The 19,220-nt window shown below is 51.4% G+C and carries 15 protein-coding genes and 3 pseudogenes; 3 read left to right on the forward strand and 15 right to left on the reverse strand.

Going from position 1 to position 19,220, the window contains the following annotated elements; all coding sequences use genetic code 11:
• Positions 1-12 precede the first annotated feature (12 nt).
• From recD to VXJ35_RS22840, 4 genes are all read right to left on the reverse strand, one after another.
• Positions 13-2,019 (reverse strand): exodeoxyribonuclease V subunit alpha, encoded by a 2,007-nt coding sequence (gene recD / locus VXJ35_RS22825; protein WP_064023684.1) that lies wholly within the window; start codon positions 2,017-2,019, stop codon positions 13-15.
• On the reverse strand, positions 2,016-5,729 hold the full coding sequence (gene recB / locus VXJ35_RS22830) for an exodeoxyribonuclease V subunit beta (protein ID WP_064023685.1): 3,714 nt from the start codon (positions 5,727-5,729) through the stop codon (positions 2,016-2,018). The genes recD and recB overlap by 4 nt, the downstream gene beginning before the upstream one ends.
• Positions 5,726-9,286 carry an exodeoxyribonuclease V subunit gamma gene (gene recC / locus VXJ35_RS22835; protein ID WP_064023686.1) on the reverse strand — a complete coding sequence of 1,187 codons (3,561 nt, stop codon included), beginning with the start codon at positions 9,284-9,286 and terminating at the stop codon, positions 5,726-5,728. Before recC ends, recB begins: the two co-directional genes overlap by 4 nt.
• Before the next feature lie 121 nt (positions 9,287-9,407).
• On the reverse strand, positions 9,408-10,310 hold the full coding sequence (locus tag VXJ35_RS22840) for a WYL domain-containing protein (RefSeq protein ID WP_064023687.1): 903 nt from the start codon (positions 10,308-10,310) through the stop codon (positions 9,408-9,410).
• A gap of 687 nt (positions 10,311-10,997) precedes the next feature.
• Here VXJ35_RS22840 and VXJ35_RS22845 point away from each other — a divergent pair.
• Positions 10,998-12,119, forward strand: a complete 1,122-nt coding sequence (locus tag VXJ35_RS22845; protein WP_082881127.1) for an NAD(P)H-dependent oxidoreductase — start codon at positions 10,998-11,000, stop codon at positions 12,117-12,119.
• Positions 12,080-12,313: pseudogene (locus tag VXJ35_RS22850) on the forward strand (integrase core domain-containing protein); the annotation flags it as partial. The gene VXJ35_RS22845 and the pseudogene VXJ35_RS22850, both read left to right, overlap by 40 nt.
• Positions 12,314-12,403: 90 nt before the next feature.
• On the opposite strand, the gene VXJ35_RS22855 reads toward VXJ35_RS22850, so the two are convergent.
• The 8 genes from VXJ35_RS22855 to VXJ35_RS22890 form a co-directional block, all read right to left on the reverse strand.
• Positions 12,404-13,183 carry a zinc-dependent peptidase gene (locus VXJ35_RS22855; protein ID WP_064023689.1) on the reverse strand — a complete coding sequence of 260 codons (780 nt, stop codon included), beginning with the start codon at positions 13,181-13,183 and terminating at the stop codon, positions 12,404-12,406.
• 1 nt (position 13,184) lies between these two features.
• The gene (locus VXJ35_RS22860; protein ID WP_064023690.1) at positions 13,185-13,841 is read right to left on the reverse strand and encodes a DUF1614 domain-containing protein; all 657 of its coding nucleotides are present in this window, start codon (positions 13,839-13,841) and stop codon (positions 13,185-13,187) included.
• Positions 13,842-13,860: 19 nt separating this feature from the next.
• Positions 13,861-14,271, reverse strand: a complete 411-nt coding sequence (locus VXJ35_RS22865; RefSeq protein WP_064023691.1) for an alkaline phosphatase family protein — start codon at positions 14,269-14,271, stop codon at positions 13,861-13,863.
• 228 nt (positions 14,272-14,499) lie between these two features.
• Entirely contained in the window at positions 14,500-14,733 is a 234-nt protein-coding gene (locus VXJ35_RS22870) for a hypothetical protein (RefSeq protein ID WP_157199373.1), read from the reverse strand.
• On the reverse strand, positions 14,714-15,031 hold the full coding sequence (locus VXJ35_RS22875; RefSeq protein WP_157198337.1) for a hypothetical protein: 318 nt from the start codon (positions 15,029-15,031) through the stop codon (positions 14,714-14,716). The genes VXJ35_RS22870 and VXJ35_RS22875 overlap by 20 nt, the downstream gene beginning before the upstream one ends.
• 162 nt (positions 15,032-15,193) lie before the next feature.
• On the reverse strand, positions 15,194-15,682 hold the full coding sequence (locus tag VXJ35_RS22880) for a putative toxin-antitoxin system toxin component, PIN family (RefSeq protein ID WP_064023693.1): 489 nt from the start codon (positions 15,680-15,682) through the stop codon (positions 15,194-15,196).
• The gene (locus VXJ35_RS22885) at positions 15,672-15,923 is read right to left on the reverse strand and encodes a type II toxin-antitoxin system Phd/YefM family antitoxin (protein ID WP_064023694.1); all 252 of its coding nucleotides are present in this window, start codon (positions 15,921-15,923) and stop codon (positions 15,672-15,674) included. Before VXJ35_RS22885 ends, VXJ35_RS22880 begins: the two co-directional genes overlap by 11 nt.
• A 275-nt stretch (positions 15,924-16,198) precedes the next feature.
• Positions 16,199-16,996, reverse strand: a complete 798-nt coding sequence (locus VXJ35_RS22890; RefSeq protein ID WP_157198338.1) for a hypothetical protein — start codon at positions 16,994-16,996, stop codon at positions 16,199-16,201.
• A 63-nt stretch (positions 16,997-17,059) separates the two neighbouring features.
• Here VXJ35_RS22890 and VXJ35_RS22895 point away from each other — a divergent pair.
• Positions 17,060-17,738 (forward strand): annotated as a pseudogene (locus VXJ35_RS22895) (IS5 family transposase); the annotation flags it as partial.
• 321 nt (positions 17,739-18,059) lie between these two features.
• On the opposite strand, the pseudogene VXJ35_RS22900 reads toward VXJ35_RS22895, so the two are convergent.
• The 3 genes and pseudogenes from VXJ35_RS22900 to VXJ35_RS22910 form a co-directional block, all read right to left on the reverse strand.
• Positions 18,060-18,373, reverse strand: a pseudogene (locus VXJ35_RS22900) (transposase); the annotation flags it as partial.
• A gap of 327 nt (positions 18,374-18,700) precedes the next feature.
• Complete coding sequence (locus tag VXJ35_RS22905; protein WP_140911825.1) at positions 18,701-18,880, reverse strand: hypothetical protein; 180 nt, start codon at positions 18,878-18,880, stop codon at positions 18,701-18,703.
• Between the two features lie 50 nt (positions 18,881-18,930).
• A complete protein-coding gene (locus VXJ35_RS22910) occupies positions 18,931-19,116 on the reverse strand; it encodes a hypothetical protein (protein ID WP_054761739.1) in 186 nt (61 codons plus the stop codon).
• Positions 19,117-19,220 lie beyond the last annotated feature (104 nt).

Here is a 19,220-nt window from a genome sequence, read left to right on the forward strand (position 1 = left end):
TATTAAAAACAGTTACATAAAAATGCAAGATGCCAAAATTGCTTGATTAAACACATCCCTACTACTTTCCAGCAAGGTGAAGTTTTCTTTCGCTCGGGTGATGCCCGTATAGATCAGTTCACGGGTAATAACAGGACTTCTGTTTTCAGGCAGCACCAAGGCAACGTGACTAAACTCCGAGCCTTGGGATTTATGAACCGTGATGGCAAAAGCGGTTTCCACATCCGGCAGCCGCATCGGCGATATCCAGCGTATCTTGATGTCAGCCAAGGGATCGTCGTTTGGAAATGCCACCCTCAGTTTCCCGTTGCTGTCTTTAAGGGCAATGCCGATATCGCCGTTCATCAGGCCCAAATTGTAATCATTCCGAGTCACCATGACGGGACGGCCTTCATACCAAAGGCTGGTTTTTTGTTGTGGAAACAACCAGTCTTCGATGCGCTGATTGAGCTCTTCTATTCCCCACACGCCACGGCGCAGAGCGCAGAGCACCTGAAAGGTATCAAAGGCTACCAGCACTTGTTTAGCCCAGTCATCGTATTGGGTGTTATCGGCAGGACGATTTTCCTCGATCACTGCCAGATAATAGCCATAGCCTTGACGATCATTGGGTTTGCCGTTGTCATTGACGCCGGCATTCAAGGTCACCAGTTTTTTTAACAAGCGGTTTGCCGCATCCGGATTAGGCTGTTCTCTCAGCTTTAAATACTCTGTACGCGGTTCAGGTATTAAATCCGCATAGGTACTTAGATTATTTAAGACGGCTTGGGCTTGCTCGGCATTCCCTAGATTCACCGCTTTGGCCAGCTGGCCAATACCACTGAGTTCATTAAACCGGTGGCTATACCGAAGCATGATGGTTTGTTGGTTGATCGCCGAACCGGTAACTGTGGGCGCATCTAACAGCTCACCTGCATACTGGTTAATCCATGCCCGTGTCGACTCGTCGTAGGCACTGTTTTCGGCGCCAAAGCATAAATCCCCCATCACAGAACCGGCTTCGACCGACGCCAATTGATCCTTGTCGCCCAGCAATATTAATTGGGCAGTATCCGGTAGCGCATCCAGCAACGAGGCCATCATTTCCAGATCTATCATCGAGCCCTCATCGACAACCACAATATCCGCGACGATGGGATTATCTCGATGATGAATAAATCGCCGAGAGTCGTGCCGGCTTCCTAGCAAGCGATGCAACGTGCTGGCTTTCTTGGGGATGGCTTGTTTGATGTCCTCACTGACGTTTAGATGATCCAGCGCCTTGCCAATGGATTCACTGACCCTAGCGGCCGCTTTGCCGGTGGGTGCGGCTAATAAAATATTCAGCTTTTTCGTATGGTTTGATTCGTATTGGGTTAGGTTAATCAATAGTGCTAAGAGCTTCGTCAACGTCGTGGTTTTACCGGTACCCGGTCCTCCGGTAACGATGGTAAACCGCGAACGCAAAGCCAACACACAGGCGATTTTTTGCCAATCTGGGATCTTTGAGTTTTCAGCTGTTTCAGGGATAGCAGGAAACAAGTCTGTTAATTGATCGCGCAACGCGACGGGCAAATGCTCTCGGATTGGCCGCAAGCGTTGTTGGATACTCGTATTCAGGGTTTGTTGATAGTGCCAGTAACGCCGTAAATATAAACGCCCCCCTTCCAAAACCAAAGGTGTGCTGCCCTGCCCCAACGCAACCAGCTTCGATTGTTTCAGCGCCGATAGCCAATGTTCCAAATTAAATGCTTGCAGCGCCGATAACTCGCGGTTTGCCAATTCATGCTCGACTTTCCAGGCATCATCGGTCGGAATGGCCAGCGTTAAGCCAGGCTGTTGACAGAGTTTTTCTAAATCCAGATACACTTCACCTCGATCCAGCTGGTGACTGACCAGAGCCCCGGCCCACAGGACGGCATCGCTCGCATTCTGATCCTGATCGAGCAGAAAACGGACGAAAGCTCTGTTCAACTGGCTTAACCAACCCCGCACTATCCATTGATCCATGTTTTCAAGTACGGATAATCCCTGCGTCATAGTGTGTCTCCATTCAGCGTCGATGCCGAAAACAGTTTATCCAGGCCCTCGATGAGTTCACGCGGCGGTTTAGTCAACAGCCGGCCACCGCTTGGGCTTTGCGATCCACGCAGAAATAAGTACAGTCCGCCGCCGATATGCGTATCGTAATCGTACTGTTCACCCAGCCGAACCTTCAGCAAACGATGCAACGCCAGTAAATAGAGTGAATATTGCAAATCGTAGCGTTTTGACAGCATCGCCTGTTCAAGAGCCTCCTGCGTATAACTCGCATCATCATTGCCCAGGCTATTAAACTTGTAATCCACCACGTAATATTGCTGCTGATACACAAACACCAAATCCATAAAGCCTTTTAATAAGCCGTTGACGAATCTCGGCAGCAAACTCGGCCGGGGAAGCCCTGCAAAGGTATGTCGGGTCACCAGCTGGTCTAAGGCTTGAACATTGACGGCGTCCGCCCCCAGCAGAAACTCCATTTCAGCCTGATAGTCATCGGCACCCAGTTGAGCCAAACTCAGATTTTCACCTTCCAACAAGGGCATGCTTAACCAGACCGATAATGCCGAGGCAATAATCTCTTGTTTGTGAGTCCATTCACTGGCGGTAAAGCCCTTTTGGATTAATTGTTGGCCTAGCGCCGGATTGGCCTGCACAGTCGAAAAACCTAATTGTGCGCATTGCTCCAGCAGGTCATGAATCAACACCCCAGGCCCTGAGCCTCGGGCTAAACCGTGAATGCCGGCCAGTGGCTTTAGCGTCGGCGCGAGATTCAGGTCCGCTTCATCATTTTGTTTATCGTCCCGGGCGGTTTCCAGTTCTTGCGGCAGAGGCGGTTGCTCCTCCTGGATCAACTGAGTCTCTTCAATTTGCAGGGCGCTATAGCTTGCCACCCACCAATTATTGGCAATTCTGGCGGCGGCAGTGCGCGTGGATTCCAATTGCTCCGTTTGTTGCGGGGCAAGGTAAAGCTCATCGTTGATGGTGGGTAAGCCGGTCAGCAGGATGGACTCGCAATGGCCTTTCAGGTGCGTCAGTTGTGAACCCAACGCGCCGACGGACAGTCCGGCTTGCCAGTTCAACAGCGAACCCATGGCGGATTTTTCCAGCTGGCATTCCTTGGTATTGCCGAATTTAATCGGCGCTATCCCTAACCAGCAGGCATGTTGCGCTCGAGTCATGGCGACATACAGTAAGCGCAAGTCTTCCTGCAGGCGTTCTTCATCGCTTAACGCCCTAATGTCATCCGCCTTCGTCAAATCGATGTTGAGGATTTGCTGTTCATCGTGATAGCGGTAGTGGGTATTGAATCGGCTGTTGATTTCCCGAAAGCTGCATATAAAAGGCAGAAACACCAAGGGATACTCAAGGCCCTTGGATTTATGGATGGTGACGATTTTGATCAGATTGGCATCGCTTTCCAGACGGATAATACCTTCGTCGCCGGATTGACTACTCTCGGCTTCGATAGCCTCCGCCAGATAACGGATTAAAGCCTGCTCGCCTTCGAGCTGGCCGCTGGCTTGTTGCAGAAGCTCCGCCAGATGCAATAGATTAGTGATGCAGCGTTCGCCTTCACTGTCCGCGGTGAGCCGCGCATGCAAGCCATAATCGCTCATCAGTTGCCGCAAGGTCGGCAAAATACCATCCTGTTGCCAGCGCGCCTGATAACCCAGGAAACGTTCCAATTGCTCTTCCCAACCTGGCTCATCTATCGCCAGTTGCTGCAGCGCTTGATAAGACCAACCAAAGGTGGCGGTACTTAACGCGGTGCGCACCTTGCGTTCATTACGCGGTTCGGCGAGCGCTTTCAGCCACAGCAACAGGTCTTTCGCCTCACGGCTGGCAAAGATCGAGTCGCGCTCGGACAGATAAACACTACGCAATTGGCGTCTGGCCAGTGCGTTTCGCATCACTTTGGCTTCGGCGCCGCTTCTGACTAAAATCGCAATATCCGAAGGTTGTAAGGACTTTAACTTTTTTGATGATTTAAAACCGGTACGGCCTTGCGTCGCCAAATTCAGCAAGCCCACAATCTCGCTGGCCGTCACCTCGGCCATGGTTTGCCGATATTCCGGCAGTCCCACGGGCTTTAGCTGGCCATCGGCATCGGTGATATCCCAATGCCAGAGCGTTAAGGCCGGCGCCGCCAGATCGTTGATGACCCATTCATCCTCACGGCCCTGGGCGGCCACAGCAATGAACGGCAAGGGATTATCATTCTCGCGTTTGAACCGAAAAGCCCCGTTGGGCTGCTGATCGGCATATAGAAAGACCTGATTCACCGCGTCCACCAGATGTTGGGTAGAGCGGTAGTTAGTGCCTAGCGTGTAATGCTTCCCCTCCGTATCTTGATGCGCCCTGAGATAGGTATAAATATCGGCCCCCCGGAACGAGTAGATCGCTTGTTTAGGATCGCCTATCATCAAGCAGCCCAACTCAGCATTGCCCTCTGCCGGATACAGGGTGGAAAAAATACGGTATTGAACCGGGTCGGTATCCTGAAACTCATCGATTAAGGCGATGGGGTATTGCTGCCGAATCACGCTTGCCAAGCGCTGACCGTTGTTGCCTTGCAGGGCTTGATCAAGGCGGGTCAGCATGTCATCGAACGTCATCCGCGCCACACGTTGCTTTTCACTGTCGTAACGGTTGCGAATCCAGTGGATGGCGTGTTTGATCAGTTCGATTTTTAAATTCGGTAATGCCGCGAGTTGCCCCGGTAATCGGCTAATCGCCTCAAAGCCGGGATGCACGGGTGGCGTTTGACCCGATTTGGCGAGGTTTGCCATACCGGCCGGCGAAAGGCTTTTAAAACCCGTTAGAAGATCAAGCGATTCCTGATTTGGATCAGAACTCCAGGTTGCTATTTTACCGATCCAGCTCTGAATGGAATTGGACTTATAGTTTACGCCAGGCAGTACTTTGTTTTTAACTGCTGTTTCCACTAACGCTTTAATTTCATCTGCCCATACTCCCCAGGGCTGCTTGAGTAATTGCAAAGCCTCTTGTTTGGCGGTATTGACTGCGGTCATCAAGGTTTTGATGTCTTGATCGGGCGTCAGGCAGTCTGGAATTGGATCGGCGTTATTTAACAGCGATCGAATTTCCCCGAGTAAGTTATCCGGTTGCTGAAAAAGGCCATAGAGCGCCAGAAAGTCCGGGTCGTCGTGCGCCATTTCGTAATAGAACGTGCGCCAATAATCTCTAACCACTTCGTTCAACAGTTCGGTATCGTCGGTATTGACCTCCTGATGAAACAGGCTGCCACTATCGAACGCATGTTGTTGCAACATGCGATTACACCAGCTATGGATGGTATAGACAGCCGCTTCGTCCATCCAGTTGGCGGCCAGTTCCAGACGCCGGGCACAGGCTGGCCAGAGAGCCGGATCATAATCCGCGCGGATGGCTTCCAGAAAGGCATCGCTTTTCACCGGTTTCTCACGGAAAAAACGCGCGACCTGGCTAAGACGCTCTCGAATCCGTTCGCGCAACTCTTTAGTCGAAGCTTCAGTAAACGTGACCACCAGAATTTCCGGTGGCAATAACTCACGCCTCGGAAGTGAGTCGTCGGGTTGATGCCCCAGTATCAAGCGCACATAGAGTGCCGCAATGGTATAAGTCTTACCCGTCCCGGCGCTGGCCTCAATCAAGCGGGTCCCGGACAAGGGAAACGTCACCGGATTTAACGCAATAGCCGTACTCATTCTGACACTCCCTGTGCGATTTCGGTTTGCTGGATTTGATTAAAGGCCGGTTGATACAGCGTTTCCACCCAATATTGAAAAGCCTTATCTTGATAGTTGTTTTGACCCGACTTTTGAGCGGTTTCCTGAGGGCTTTGGTTTAAACTGGCAAAATCCGGAAAGAATCGTGTCAGATAGGCATCGTAATCTACCTCCCCTGGCGTCCAATCATCCCCTTGGTATCGGCTGATGGCTTTTTCCAGGGCTTTATCCTGATCACTGTTGGCAGCGGCGGCCAGCCAGGCAAAAGCGGTTTTGCAGGCCACCGGCAACGGGGCTTGCATCCCTTGGTGATACGCTTCGACCAGGGATTGCAGGTGCGCATAAGCCTCGGCTTGATCGATGGCGGGGATTTCAATCACCGTATCGGCGGCAATCACCAGCGTCTGTACCGGTAAATGATCGGCACACGCCGCCAGATGCTGCACCCAATGTAATAACAAATTGGGGTATTTGAGGGTCTTGTCTTTATTGATCAAGCGCTGAGCGGTCAAATAAATCAAGCCATCCCCCTGCTGATCGCTGCTACGCCGTAACTGGCTCAAATCACCCGTCAAATGTACCGTCACCCCATCGGTCAGGGTAAAGGGCGGCAAATGGGTGGCATGAGCTTCGAGTTCGCTGGACCAGATGGGCAGTATTGCTTGGTACTGCTGCCAGGCCAATTTGACCGGTTCGCTGATGGCGTCATAGGTGGCCTGAGCAAATCCGCCTAAAGGCAGCAGGCCCTGCTGGGCCATGGCGGATTGTTGCTGGGTAAAAAACGCCGCGGTGTCATCGAGATCGGCGCCGTTCGCCTGTTCGCTGTTTAAGCGTTGCAGCAAGGCTTCACTCAATACATAGGCTTGCAACGCGTCAAAGCCAAACGGTTCATGATCTTCGCTGGTGACCGTTTCCTCATCGAAGCCAAACTTCAGGGTATGATTGCAGAAGGCTTTGACTGGGGCTTTTAAAAAGCGGGCCAGCGACTCCAGAGAAAGCGTGAACCCTTTTGCTTCCAGATTGGGTACAGATCGCTCGGATAAATGGCTATCCGTTGCCGGCTCATACCATTCCCGCGCATAGGTAAACAGCCGCGGATCACGATTTTGCAGCACATAGGCCAAACTAAACGGTTGCAGTGGATGTTCGACGGTCAAGGACGCCAGTAAGGAAACCTCATCCGCAAGCCGCCATCCCTGAGCTAACACTTCGCGTAATTGACTGATCAACACCGAAGGCGGTCGCTCGCTGTTATCGCGGATGCTGCGCCCTACCCAGCTGATATACAACTGCTGTCTCGCCGACAATAAGGCCTCCAGAAACAGGTACTGATCGTCCTGCCGGCGCGAACGGTCGCCGGGACGATATTGGCCTCGTTGGCTCATCAGATCAAAGCTGGGTGCTTGTTGATTGCGCGGATAGTCGCCGTCGTTCATGCCTAACAGGCAAATCACCCGGAATGGAATGGCGCGCATCGGCATCAAGGTACAGAAATTGACGCGGCCGCTGAGGAAACGTTGCTGCAAGGACGGTTCATCCACGCTGGAGAGCCAGGCCTCACGCACCACATTAATCGGCATCGTATCCGTTTCCGTTAAACCTGCTTGCTCGCAGGACTGGCCCCACTTAGCTAAGGAACTGGTCAGCGTTTCCAGGGTTTTTCGTTCCTGGTCGTTGCTGACGCTAAAAAAGTCGTCCAGCAGCGCTAACAGGGTCCGTTGCCAATCTTTGGTATTTTGTTCACGCTTGAGTAACAAGGCGAATTTCTCAAGCGTCTCCAACAGAAAGGACAAATCGCCCACCCATTGCGCCTCCAGCCCGCCAATTTCGGGATAAGGCTCGATCTGTGCAAAGGCTTCGCCGGCACCCACCGCATAACCTAATAACATTCGGCGTAAACCAAACTGCCAGGTATTGGCCTCCAGATGGGACGGCATACTCACCGTCTGGGTACGTTGTTCGGCATTTAAGCCCCAACGAATGCCGGCTTCTTCAATCCATTGGTGTAATTTGGGAATAGCCGCTTCATCGATAGTAAAACGTGCCCGCAGTGCCGGCACTTCCAGTAAGCCCAGAAACTCGCTGACGGCAAAACGCGATTCCGGCAAATTCAGTAAGGCCTCGACGGCCACCAGCATGGGGTTTTGACCGCGTTGCTGTTGGTCGGCCAAACTGTAGGGAATATAGCGCGGATCATCCGCTTGAATCTGGCCAAACACCGCGCGGATATGCGGCGCATATTGATTGATGTCCGGCACCATCACAATCACATCGCGCGGGTAAAGCGGTTCCCGGTTTTGTTTGGCGGCGGCAAAACGGGCGAGCAATTGATCGTGCAAAATTTCGACTTCCCGCTGCGCGCTATGGGCAATATGAAAGGCGATGGAATCATCCGCTGCGGGTAGGAGCATGGGCTCTTCCGGCAAAGGCTCCAGATCAAGAATGGACTGCTGGAGATGTTGCAATAAACTGCGTTGACCGAGTTCCCCATAGTCTTTGAATAGATCGATTTTGTTCTGCGGCCAATGCCAGTGCTCATAGTGCTGGGTTTCATCAAAATGGTCCAGCAAGCGAATGTAATCACGGCCCTGTTTACCCCAGGCGGCCAATAACGGCGACGCATGAAGGTGCAGTTCTTCGGCGGTCAATGAGGAGGTCATCCCCGCTTTATAGGACTGCCGCCGCCGCTCGGCTTTGAGAAGTTCCTTGTCTTCGATAATATCGGCCCAGTAGTGCTGGCAAGGGTTATGGACAAATAAGACAATCTGACAAAACTTGCCCAGCTTGGCCAACACTTCAAGCGATTGTTGCGGCAGGGACGACAACCCAAACAAAATAATCCGCCGAGGAATCCCCGCTGGACGCTGATCCAGCGTGTCGATATGCGTCATAAACTGGGCATGCACCGATGCTCGACTGGCGAACTGCATCGACGCCTCGCCCAAATCCTCAAGCACCGCCCGCCATAAAAGGGCTTGCCAGTGCTGTTGTTCGGGCAGAGGCTTGATCTCACCGTGGGCGTTGCGCAACACATCATTCCCATCGGCCCAATCCGAAATCCAGTCCGAACGGTACACCTGATATTGGTCGAACAGATCTGCGAGTTGTTCGGCCAATTGATAGCGTTTACGGCTGTTGCTGTCATCCGCCAAAAAGCCGGCCAGGGTTTCAAAACCAGATTGAGTGATCAGCTTGGGCAACAAACGATACAAACGCCAAATCAGCGGGGCTTTGGCCAGGAGTTGCTCTTTGGGAATTTGCTCGCCCAATACCGCACGATAGGCACTCCAGATGAACAACGAGGGCAATTGCACTTTAGTCGCGGCAACAATGCCTAATAAGGCGTTTTGGGCCAAGTTTTGTTTCAACCACTGCCCCATGCCATTGCTCTGCACCAGGAAAATCTCGTTTTCCAAGGGGGCTAGCGGGTGTTGGCGTAGCCAATATTCTAGGACATCCCGGAGTTCTTCCAGTTGATTGGAATGAATCACGGCAATACCGCTATCCAGTGGGCTGGTGTGATTTGATGCGGTCATTATATGTTGCCCTATGATTTTAGTGATCGACTCGGTGCATCTCGCCAAGGATCAGCTTGGCTACTGTCACACCCCTCCCCCTAACCTGTGGATCGGTGCGTCTAGCGTTTTTGGGTTGACTTTAATCCGGCACTTCATAGCCTGGCGCCAGTAGTGCAGTGGAAACGCCATATAACGCGAGATAATTTTTAAGCCAAAGTCGGTATTCCTTTCCTTTTAGCTTATGATCGGCTGAACAATCGACGATCCATTGGCGAAGTACATACCCGGCGACTGCCGCTCGCAATTTAAGGTGCAATACACCGTTTGTCATGCCGTAATCGCACTCAATAATTTCAGGGTATTCCTGATTGGGGTGTGGTACCAAATCTAATTCAACAATGCGATTCCACTGGATATCGGCAGAGGGTAGCTCATCACTCTGAATGGTGCTGTCTTCAATGAACTGGCTTTTCCGGACCCGAGTAAAAACGAAATCACGAAATTCCTTGGATTTTCGGTCAAAAGCACGAACGTGCCAACGCAGCCCATCGTTTACCAAGGCAAATGGGGCAATTTCACGGGTTGATGCTCCGCTTGAATGCGATACGTACTCGATGTTGACTATTTTTTGTTGATGAATGGCTCGAGTAATAGGCGCAAGAATCGCCATGGTTGGCTGGTTTAAGATTCTGGGTAATTCACAGGACAGCAGAGAACTGCCGCCGCCACTAATGCCGTCACCGAATCCCTGAGAAAGTGCTGTCAAGACCCGCTCGGGTACATGATTAAAGGCTGGTACGAAGCCCTCCCCTATCACATAGTATTTTGCTTTGTTATCAAAGCTAATGTTGTCAGGAAAGATTTCTCGGTATTGGGCAAAATCCCTTGTCGCAACTGCTGGAGCAACTCCGAATCTCTGAATCAAATCCTGTCGCCGTGCATCCCCGAGAAAATACAACCGAAACTCAATGAAGATGAGCCGCTCCCGTTGGGCATGACTAAGCGTATCAATGATGTCTGGATAAGGGGCAATGGTATTCATGGAGGGGTATTCTATAGATCTGGCAGGGTAAAGCAACTTATTGGATATTTGACATGATCATAATGAGTATGTTTTATAAATCTGTAGATCATTACTTATACCCAAAGGAGGTCGCATGGCTACAAATCCACCGAAAGGCGATGGGCATCGCAATGGCGCAGTACGAGATCGTTCACAAACTCAAACTCCATCAGGACACTGGGTCAAACGTGACACGGATACTGGCCGATTCAAGAAAGTCGCCCAAGCGGCCTTTTGATTTATTTGTTAAACCCTAGCCATGACTTTCGAAGCCTGTTTTCCTGTGTTCAGCGAGTTGCGCCCGCATCTTTCGCAGGAACAGCTTTTAGCCTAGGTTCGCCGCCAACAAACGCAGTCCTACCAAATTCTGGCTGTTAGACAACAAGGTGCCGTTAAAAGCGTGGCGGGTTTTCGTTTCTCCGAGTTTTTGGCCTGGGGCAAAATACTGTATATCGACGATTTGGCCACGTTAAGCGGCGATACTTCGCAAGATTCTGCCAGCGCCTTGTTCGATTGGCTGATCCAGCATGCGTTAAGCGCACGGTTGCCGTGGCGTAACTTTGGATTCCGTTTATCGGCGCCATCATGCGCATCAATGGTATCTTAACCGGGGCTTTCAATTGAGCCGCCACCACTTTTCCCTGACATGCAACTCGTAACTCTGCAATGAAAATACTGGCTTTATCCGGCAGCTTGCGGGCAGCGTCCATCAATTCGGCCGTGTTGCGCACGGTGAGGCTTCTGGCGCCGGTCTCTATGGAAGTCTATTTGTTCGCGAGACTTGGCGATTTGCCCTTGTACAATCCGGACTTGGAAAACGCGCCTCCGGCCGCCGCACAGCTATTACGCAACGAAGTCGCCTCGGCGGATGCCTTGCTGATCGCAAGCCCGGAATATGCCCACGGCGTTACCGGTACCATCAAAAACGCACTGGATTGGCTGGTGGGCTTCGAAGGCTTTGTTAACAAACCGGTGGTGGTATTGAACGCGACGCCGCGGGCCCATCACGCCGACGCCGCGCTCCGGGAAACCTTGACCACCATGTCGGCCAACCTGATCGAAGCGGCATCGATCACTTTACCGTTGCCGAGCGCGAATGTCACAGAGGAGAACTTGTTGGCTTTGCCGGAGATCTCGGCTTTATTGAACGGAGTATTGGCACAAATCCAACGCGAGGTAATGAATCCCTACCTCGACAGTAGCCACTATATCGACAGCCAACATCCGCTGATCGTAGCGAAAGCGGCAAAATTTGCGGAGGGCTGCGCCGATGAGGAAGAGATCGCCAAGCGCTGTTTCGAATTCGTCCGCGACCAGATCAAACATAGTTGGGACTACCAGCAGAATCCCTTGACCTGCAAAGCCTCCGAGGTGTTAATCCACGGCACCGGCTATTGTTATGCCAAAAGCCATTTGCTGGCCGCGTTGCTACGCGCCAACGGCATTCCCGCCGGGTTGTGTTACCAGCGATTGACGATAGACGGCGACCAACCCTCTTTTTGTCTGCACGGATTGAATGCGGTCTACTTGCAGCAATACGGCTGGTACCGGATCGACGCGCGTGGCAATAAGCGCGGCGTGAACGCGGAGTTTTGCCCGCCGCTGGAGAAATTGGCGTTCCCGATTGTGAATCCTTTGGAACAAGATTTGCCCGGTATCCGGGCTGAGCCCTTGCCGGCCGTTGTCAAAGCCTTAACCGAAAACCAAACCGTCGAGCAGGTTTACGACAATTTGCCGGACGTCGATCCTCAAAACACGGTCGCGGCGCCTGGCGGGATAATGTCTTAGTGGAAAGGCTATGGCGATCCGTCAAATACGAACGAGTCTACCAGCACGTTTAGGATTCAGTCGGTCAAGCCCGCGCCTCAATTTTTGATTATTTCAAGTGGTACAACCACGAACGACCGCATTCCAGTTTGGAACGAAAAACGCCACAACAGGCGTATAACGATGGCTTGCTAATCCTCAAGTTGGCTGCCTAAACCATGGTAGGGATTTCACTTTAAATTCCGGTTTTGCTGTTCAAACGAATGGGGTCACTTCTCAACATCAGAAATTTGATCACCACCCCTTCAAGAAATTGACCGCTGCCGTTCTAAAGGGTCCTGTCGGTAATAGAGCTTCAATTGCCGATAGACGTCAGGGTAATGTGCTTGCAATACCTCTGGAAGGGAGAAGAAATATTCACTGACGACCGCAAAAAATTCAGCAGGACTTGTTGCGGCATATGAATTGATGTAACTGTACTGGTGATGTTGAAGGCGTTCAATCAATCCTTCATATGCAGTCGTTAAAGCTGCTGTCCACTCTGGTACGCGCATTTCATAATGCAAAGGGGGATAGCCATTGTTACTACCATTCAGTGCATCGAGCTTGTGGGCAATCTCATGGATGACGACATTCCGACCGGAATGGCTTTCTTGCATATCCTGTTCGACATCAGCCCAGGATAGTATTACTGGGCCACGCGACCAGCATTCGCCACTTAAAATCCTTTCCTGCTGATGTATAACACCAGCACTATCGACGGAATCGCGACGGACTCGAAAAGCACCAGGATAGACAATAACATCCGTCCACCCTGATAAGCAGTTCAAGCCTAAATGTAATATAGGCAAACAGGCTTGACTGGCGATGTTGACGCGCATGATATCGGTCACTAAAAACTCATGGGCGCCGACAATGTTTTTTTCGCGCACAAACAGGGTTGCTAATTCTCGCAGATGCGCTGTTTCGACCGCGCTCAGTCTTTGCAGTACCGATAATTTTTCAGTCGTCTGTTGCCATAGCGCATGTGGAATCGCATGTTGATGCAGGATATAGCGAATACGAAAGCGTTTGAAGAAATTCAAGTTAGGCTAAAAGCGCCGCAATGATGCCAGTCATGAAGATGCCGTCAAACGTTCCGGCCCCGCCAATGGACGCAACGGGCACACCTAGGCTGCCAACATTTTTGAGATGCAGGACATCGGCACCAATCAATACGCCCAGCACGCCGCTGATGTAGGCCAGATGTGCGGCATGTTCTGAGTCCAATATCAACGCTATGGCGACCGAAACTAATGGCGCCACAAAAACAGGCATCCCAAAGCCAATGCCCGGCTCAGGCCGGCTCATTCGATAACTCAATGCTGTCACAGCAGCAAATGCAATACCCAGCTTGATAGGATCAATCAATTGCAATGAGATGAAGTAGAGACATAATCCAACCGGAATTACGCAGCCGCCGACATTGACCGCAATAACAGTATTGCCCTCTCTGGCTGGCTGGAATAACTCCCAGACTGGTTTTCGGCCTGGTAATTCGACCAAATGTCCACTTTCCTGAGTCCTTATCTTGAAGATTGGCAAATTGATCCCGCTGCCAATTAAAGTTCCGACCAACACCATCAGCGTACCCTGTGGGGTCAATCCCAGCTTGGCGAATGCGATTTCAAAAAACTCCACCTGAATCATGGCAACCATCAGCATCGATAAAACCAATAACACTATCAATGGAAAGATGGGCATCGGTGACTCCTAATGTGGGTTATTTAAAATTAAAGGCGTTGCGTAGATCATCGGCTTTAGCGTCACGATCCGTCAAGGACTCCAGATCAAACCGAGTCTCAATCAGTTTGAGGATTGAGGTGGTGTCATAGACAATGTGATCCACATAGCCTTTCTTGGCAAACGGCGAAACAACAATCGCTGGGATTCTCGTGCCCGGTCCCCAATGATCTATCACCGGCGGCGCGACGTGATCCCAAAGGCCACCGTATTCGTCATAGGTGATAATGATGGCAGTGCTAGGCCAGATGCTGCTGTTGCGAATGACTTCAACAACCTCCCGCACTTCTGCATCGGCATCCTGAATGGTGGAATACCCTGGATGCTGGTTTTTACTGCCAACCGGCTTGAAGAATGCCACTTGTGGAAAGTTGCCCTTCAGATCAGCCAATAGATTGGTTTTATCGAGCGATTACGCGAAATCGAACTGGAGGAATACCGCGCGAAAATCCGCAAAGGTATGGAAAGCCCCGCAGTCCCCGCCGAGGATGTTTTCGCGCGGCTGGAAGCTAAATAGCTGGCTATGAACAAGTAAGCCTGATAGATTCATCTCATTAAGATTTGTTCAGCGTTTCCCTAGTTTACCAAACAGGTGACCAATTTTCTTCCGCGGCCTGCATTAGTCATATCCCAGCACCTCCGCAACCGCATCCTCGCCGATAAGGGTCGGTCGAATTATGAATTCCTCAGAAAATGGGCCTTCGCTAAAAACCCTCACAAATCCCTCCAACTCCAACTTTTTCACTGCCTGAGATAGTGATTTTCTTTTGATCTCCCCACGCTCAACGGACTCGGCCAATATTTTGATCGCCGCTGATCCCATCGCTCTAAGGTCAGATACGGCCGCAGTCATCTCCTCTTCGCTGAAGAACATCGACCGGCTTCGCTCTGTCCCAGGCTTGATCGGTCGGTTCATCGATCACCCCCAATCGATGGAAAATTTGCAATTGAAAATCTCTGGCACCGCGGCATAAATGAGTCTCCTCCTTTCCGTGCAATCGCGGGTGATGGCAAATTTGCGATGCAGCAGTAACACAGCGCTCCCTAACCATGTTTGCAATTTCCCTCTGCCCCTCATTTTGCTCGTGAAATGGGCAAGTTGGGCATCTACCAGCCATCACCGGGAAATCACTGATGTCGATGGTTTTCATGGTATTTTTACCACTCGAATTCGCGCTCTGGTGGCATGGTGTAGCCTCTTTGATTTAGCCGCATCTTGCCTGTCAATTCCTCTTCCGGCTCAGCTTCGCCAATAGCTTGTCGAAACATTCCAAAGGCGCGCTTTAAGTAATCTTTGCGGGCGTTCGTATTCTTTAAAATCGAGGTATTGCACTTCGCTTTAGAATCCGCCGGGTTAAAAAATCGGCCTGTATCAAAGCATCGGCGGGTGACAGGATGGTTACACCCAAGAGCTTCAATTCCTCGGCCAACACCAATAAATCCTGATCGCCCGTCACCAGCCAAGGCGCATTGGCGGCCAGAGCCGTGTGAATGAATTTGTTGTCGTCCGGATCACGGGAAAAGGTTTGTTGTTCGATCTCAGGAGGAACACTTACCCAGTGCGCTACCGCATCAACATCGCGCAGCAATTGCTTGCGGTGTTCAATGCTCAGGTAGCGATCGAACTTGGGTCGCCACAAACGATCCTGCAACTCGGCATAAGTGGCCACTGAAAACACCGGCTTGCCTTGGCTGACCAGTTGGCGAATCACTGACGCCGGTGCGCCGGTTTTGCTCAGGAAACTGCTGATCCAGACGTTGGTGTCGACGACAGCGATGAGTCCTGAGTTTTCAGCTTTCATCCGCCAGCAATTGTTCGAGGATTTCCGGTGTCATACCGGCATTCTCGGCTGCATCGGCGGTTTCGTCCATGGTTTTACGCAAGCGGTCGGCATAAAAGGCCCGCATGGCTTCGTAGTCTTCCGCGCTGACCATTACACCAACCACGCGGTCGTGACGTGTCACCCGCACCGGTTCGCGCTGAACGATGTCGAGGAATTCGCCAAAATGGGTTTTGGCTTCGTTGGCGGTGAAAGTTTGCATGGCACCCTCCTAAGACGGGAAGTTTGTTCCGATAATTTAGTCCAAATCGTTCGATTAGGTCAACTTGAGCGTTAACGGTTCCCGCCACCTTAAAGCTGGCCGCTGAAAGCCTAGTGAAGCAGGGATTTTTCAGGTCGTCGAGTGCGGCGATTTTTTGTTGGTAGATGGATTCGAGGCGCTTACCCTAGTTGCCATATGTAATGTAGGGAAAAAATCCTATTAACCCAGGAAAAAATCCGCGCGAATAGCATGCCCAACCTTGCATGCGCCGCTGTTTAATTCCCCTGTATCGTGACGATCGGCGGTTGGACTTTCTCGTCATTCTCCGCTAGTGTCATGATGATCATCAGGAAGGTAAAGATGGCCTTCGACCTGAAGTCGCGATCATCTATCCAATACCAATAGTCGCGATATTTCACCGCTGCAAAGACATCTGACGGCAGCGACTTTTCCGCATGAATCCTGATCAGAGGCGGTAGCGCCTGGGCACCTTCCGGCTCCTGAAACGGCGGATAAGTCCTTTGTTCGGCAATATGCTCAGATGGCACTTCGACATTGGTACCCAGTAGATTCATGATCTGGAAACCGGAACGCGTCTGCACGGCGATAACGTCATCTTTCTCAGCCACCGCCCCATAAACAACTTTAAATTCTTTTAGCTCGGGCCGCAGACCCAACTGTTTTCTGACCAGCAATCTATCGGCCTCGACCTCTGCAGGAAGAGCCGTTTGACTGATCACCAGAATTGTCCCTTCCTGCTTCGTATCCTTGGACAATTCCACCCGTAACCCCAGCACACCGGAAGCCTGGAGACGTTCCAGGGCCGCCAACAGCACGCCAAAATCGGAATCCGCTGCACGCCCTCGCGCGCCGCCTTTACGGTTCGATATCCCATTGATGCTTTGCACCCCAATCTGCAGCAACATGTCCGCGGGCCAGCCCTCCTCAATGAGCCTGAATAGGGCCGGAGGCGGAATCGGCGTCATCATGACTTGCAGAAAATGAGCACCTGTCAGAGGGGTGTAGGTGATCGTCGGCCGATCGGTAAAGCTCCCCGTACTCCCCAGGTTCAAAACATCTCCCAATGCACTTGCACCATTGAGAGTTCCCGTTATTCCCACGGTTCACTGTAACTGGTATTGCCGAAAGACTTCCCGCACTGGGATAACGTCTACAAAACCTTTCGCCGTTGGAGTGCCCAGGGCCGGTTTGAAGCGATGCATGACCGCTTGCGACAGATGTGGCGAGCCCGGGAAGAGCGCGATGCCATGCCCAGCGCGGCGGTGTTGGATGCGCAAAGCACGCGGAGTTCGCCGCAGGGTGGGCCAGTCGGTTACGACGCCGGCAAGAAGGTCAAAGGTCGCAAGCGCAACCTCATTGTGGATACCTTGGGTTTACTGCTGGCCGTCAGCGTGTGTGCGGCCAACCTGCAAGACCGCGATGCGGGCACCGATGCCGTAGCCAGTGCGGTGGAAAAAGTACCCCACCGTGCAACGGTTGTACGTCGACAGTGCTTATGCCGGACAATGGGCGGCCGCCACTGAGGCGAAACACGGGCTGACGGTCGAAGTGGTGCGCCATCCGGCGAATCGGAATGTCGGCCGTTGGGTGAACGCTGGGCAACAGGACTTGTTTCCCGAAACATTGGCAACCGGCTTCACCGTATTGCCGAAGCGTTGGGTCGTCGAGCGTACCCACGCCTGGAACGAACGTGCCAGACGCCTGGTCATGCACCATGATCGCTTGACCAAAGTATCTGAAGCCTGGGTTTGGCTGGCGGAGGCTAGAATGCTGGCCTGCCGATTAGCCAGGTGATTTATTTTGTCTACACCCTCTCACGATACCCTGAAAAACAGCCTTTGAATTTTTTGACGCTACGTCAAAATTCAATAGACATTTTTCTGCTTGCTCGAATATCCATTTGATTTCTATATAAATCCAATTTCCATTGTTGGTTGGGAATGCTTTTTTAAGAGCATATTGATATGCGGATTGGGACGACAGCCATAGAAACGGATGTCGAGGTCTTGCCATCTTTCGTTCTTGGGTATTTTCACCGACACCGGCCCGATGCCGGTCTGAATTTCGCGCTCCGGCTGGTAACTGTTCCGAACTACGGCTGGGTAACTTCGATTGACGGTCGATCGTCGCTGTGCGCTCATCCATCCCGCCTTGTTGAGCGCGCCCTCTAAAAAATCGTTTTCCAGGGTCAGTTGGCCGATTTTCGCATGCAGGGCTTGCAGATCGACCGGCGGTGATTCGGGCTCCGTTGGCCTCCCAAACACATCGGCCGCCCGCTAGGCCAGTTGCTTTTTCCAATCGACAATTTGATTTTGATGAACCTCGAATTCCAGGGTCAACTGGGCCAGAATTTTATCGCCCGCCAAGGCCGCCAGGGCAACATTGGCTTTGAAGGCCGGCGAATGTTTTCTTCTCGGTTTTTTGGACATCTTCTGCTCCATTGCTTTGTCCTCGCGGACGGTCACAAGTAGCAGGGTTTTTCACTTAATCGACTGGTCAATTTTTCGGGGCTAGCTCTTAGGAATTACAGCGACAAATGCCATTTCATCCGCCAGCGTAAGTGGCTCTAAGCAAGTCGTGCCGTTTTAGGCCAATATTTCTTAGGTTTGGGCATACCTGTTCACGATCAGTGGATTTTCCTTGCACAAAATACGATTTATGCAAAAAAGCCGAACTGGCTCGCTAAATGCCGTTTGAGTTTTGGCAATCAGATCGAGTCTGAGCCTAATTTACCACTATCGAGGTCGGAAATTAAACTAAGCATGAACATCAATGATACGACCTTTTCCACCATCAGATGATGGGCTATGCACAACCTGTGTTATCTGCTGGACTTGAGCCTGCTGCTGTTGCGGTTTTGCAATTGTAGGAGTATTGACCATCCCATTACTCCGTACGTGATTTGTGGTTGCAGAACCAATATTCATATAGGTCATGATTTTTCCTTATATGTAAAATACCATCGGTCCATTATTTCGTATTGGTGTCAGTTAAAGAAGTGCTTCGCAGGTTTGTATTCGTGCCGGGCCAGCGATAAGAGCCCGTAAATAATATCAGGAATTAGACAAACCAAAAACGCCACGATAGCAACAGCCACATCCGAATGGTTGCTACCGGCAGTCTCAACTATATAAAGCGCCAATCCGCCACTTAATAAATATTGCCAATTCATAACCCACCCCATCCAATTTTTCTTGGATCCATTATCCGAATACCCAAATTAATTGCTGCATAAAGCTTCGCAGTTTTGGCATCAATGACCCAGAACAACTGCGG

Source organism: Methylomonas sp. DH-1, assembly GCF_046097555.1.
GTDB classification, from domain to species: Bacteria; Pseudomonadota; Gammaproteobacteria; order Methylococcales; family Methylomonadaceae; genus Methylomonas; species Methylomonas koyamae.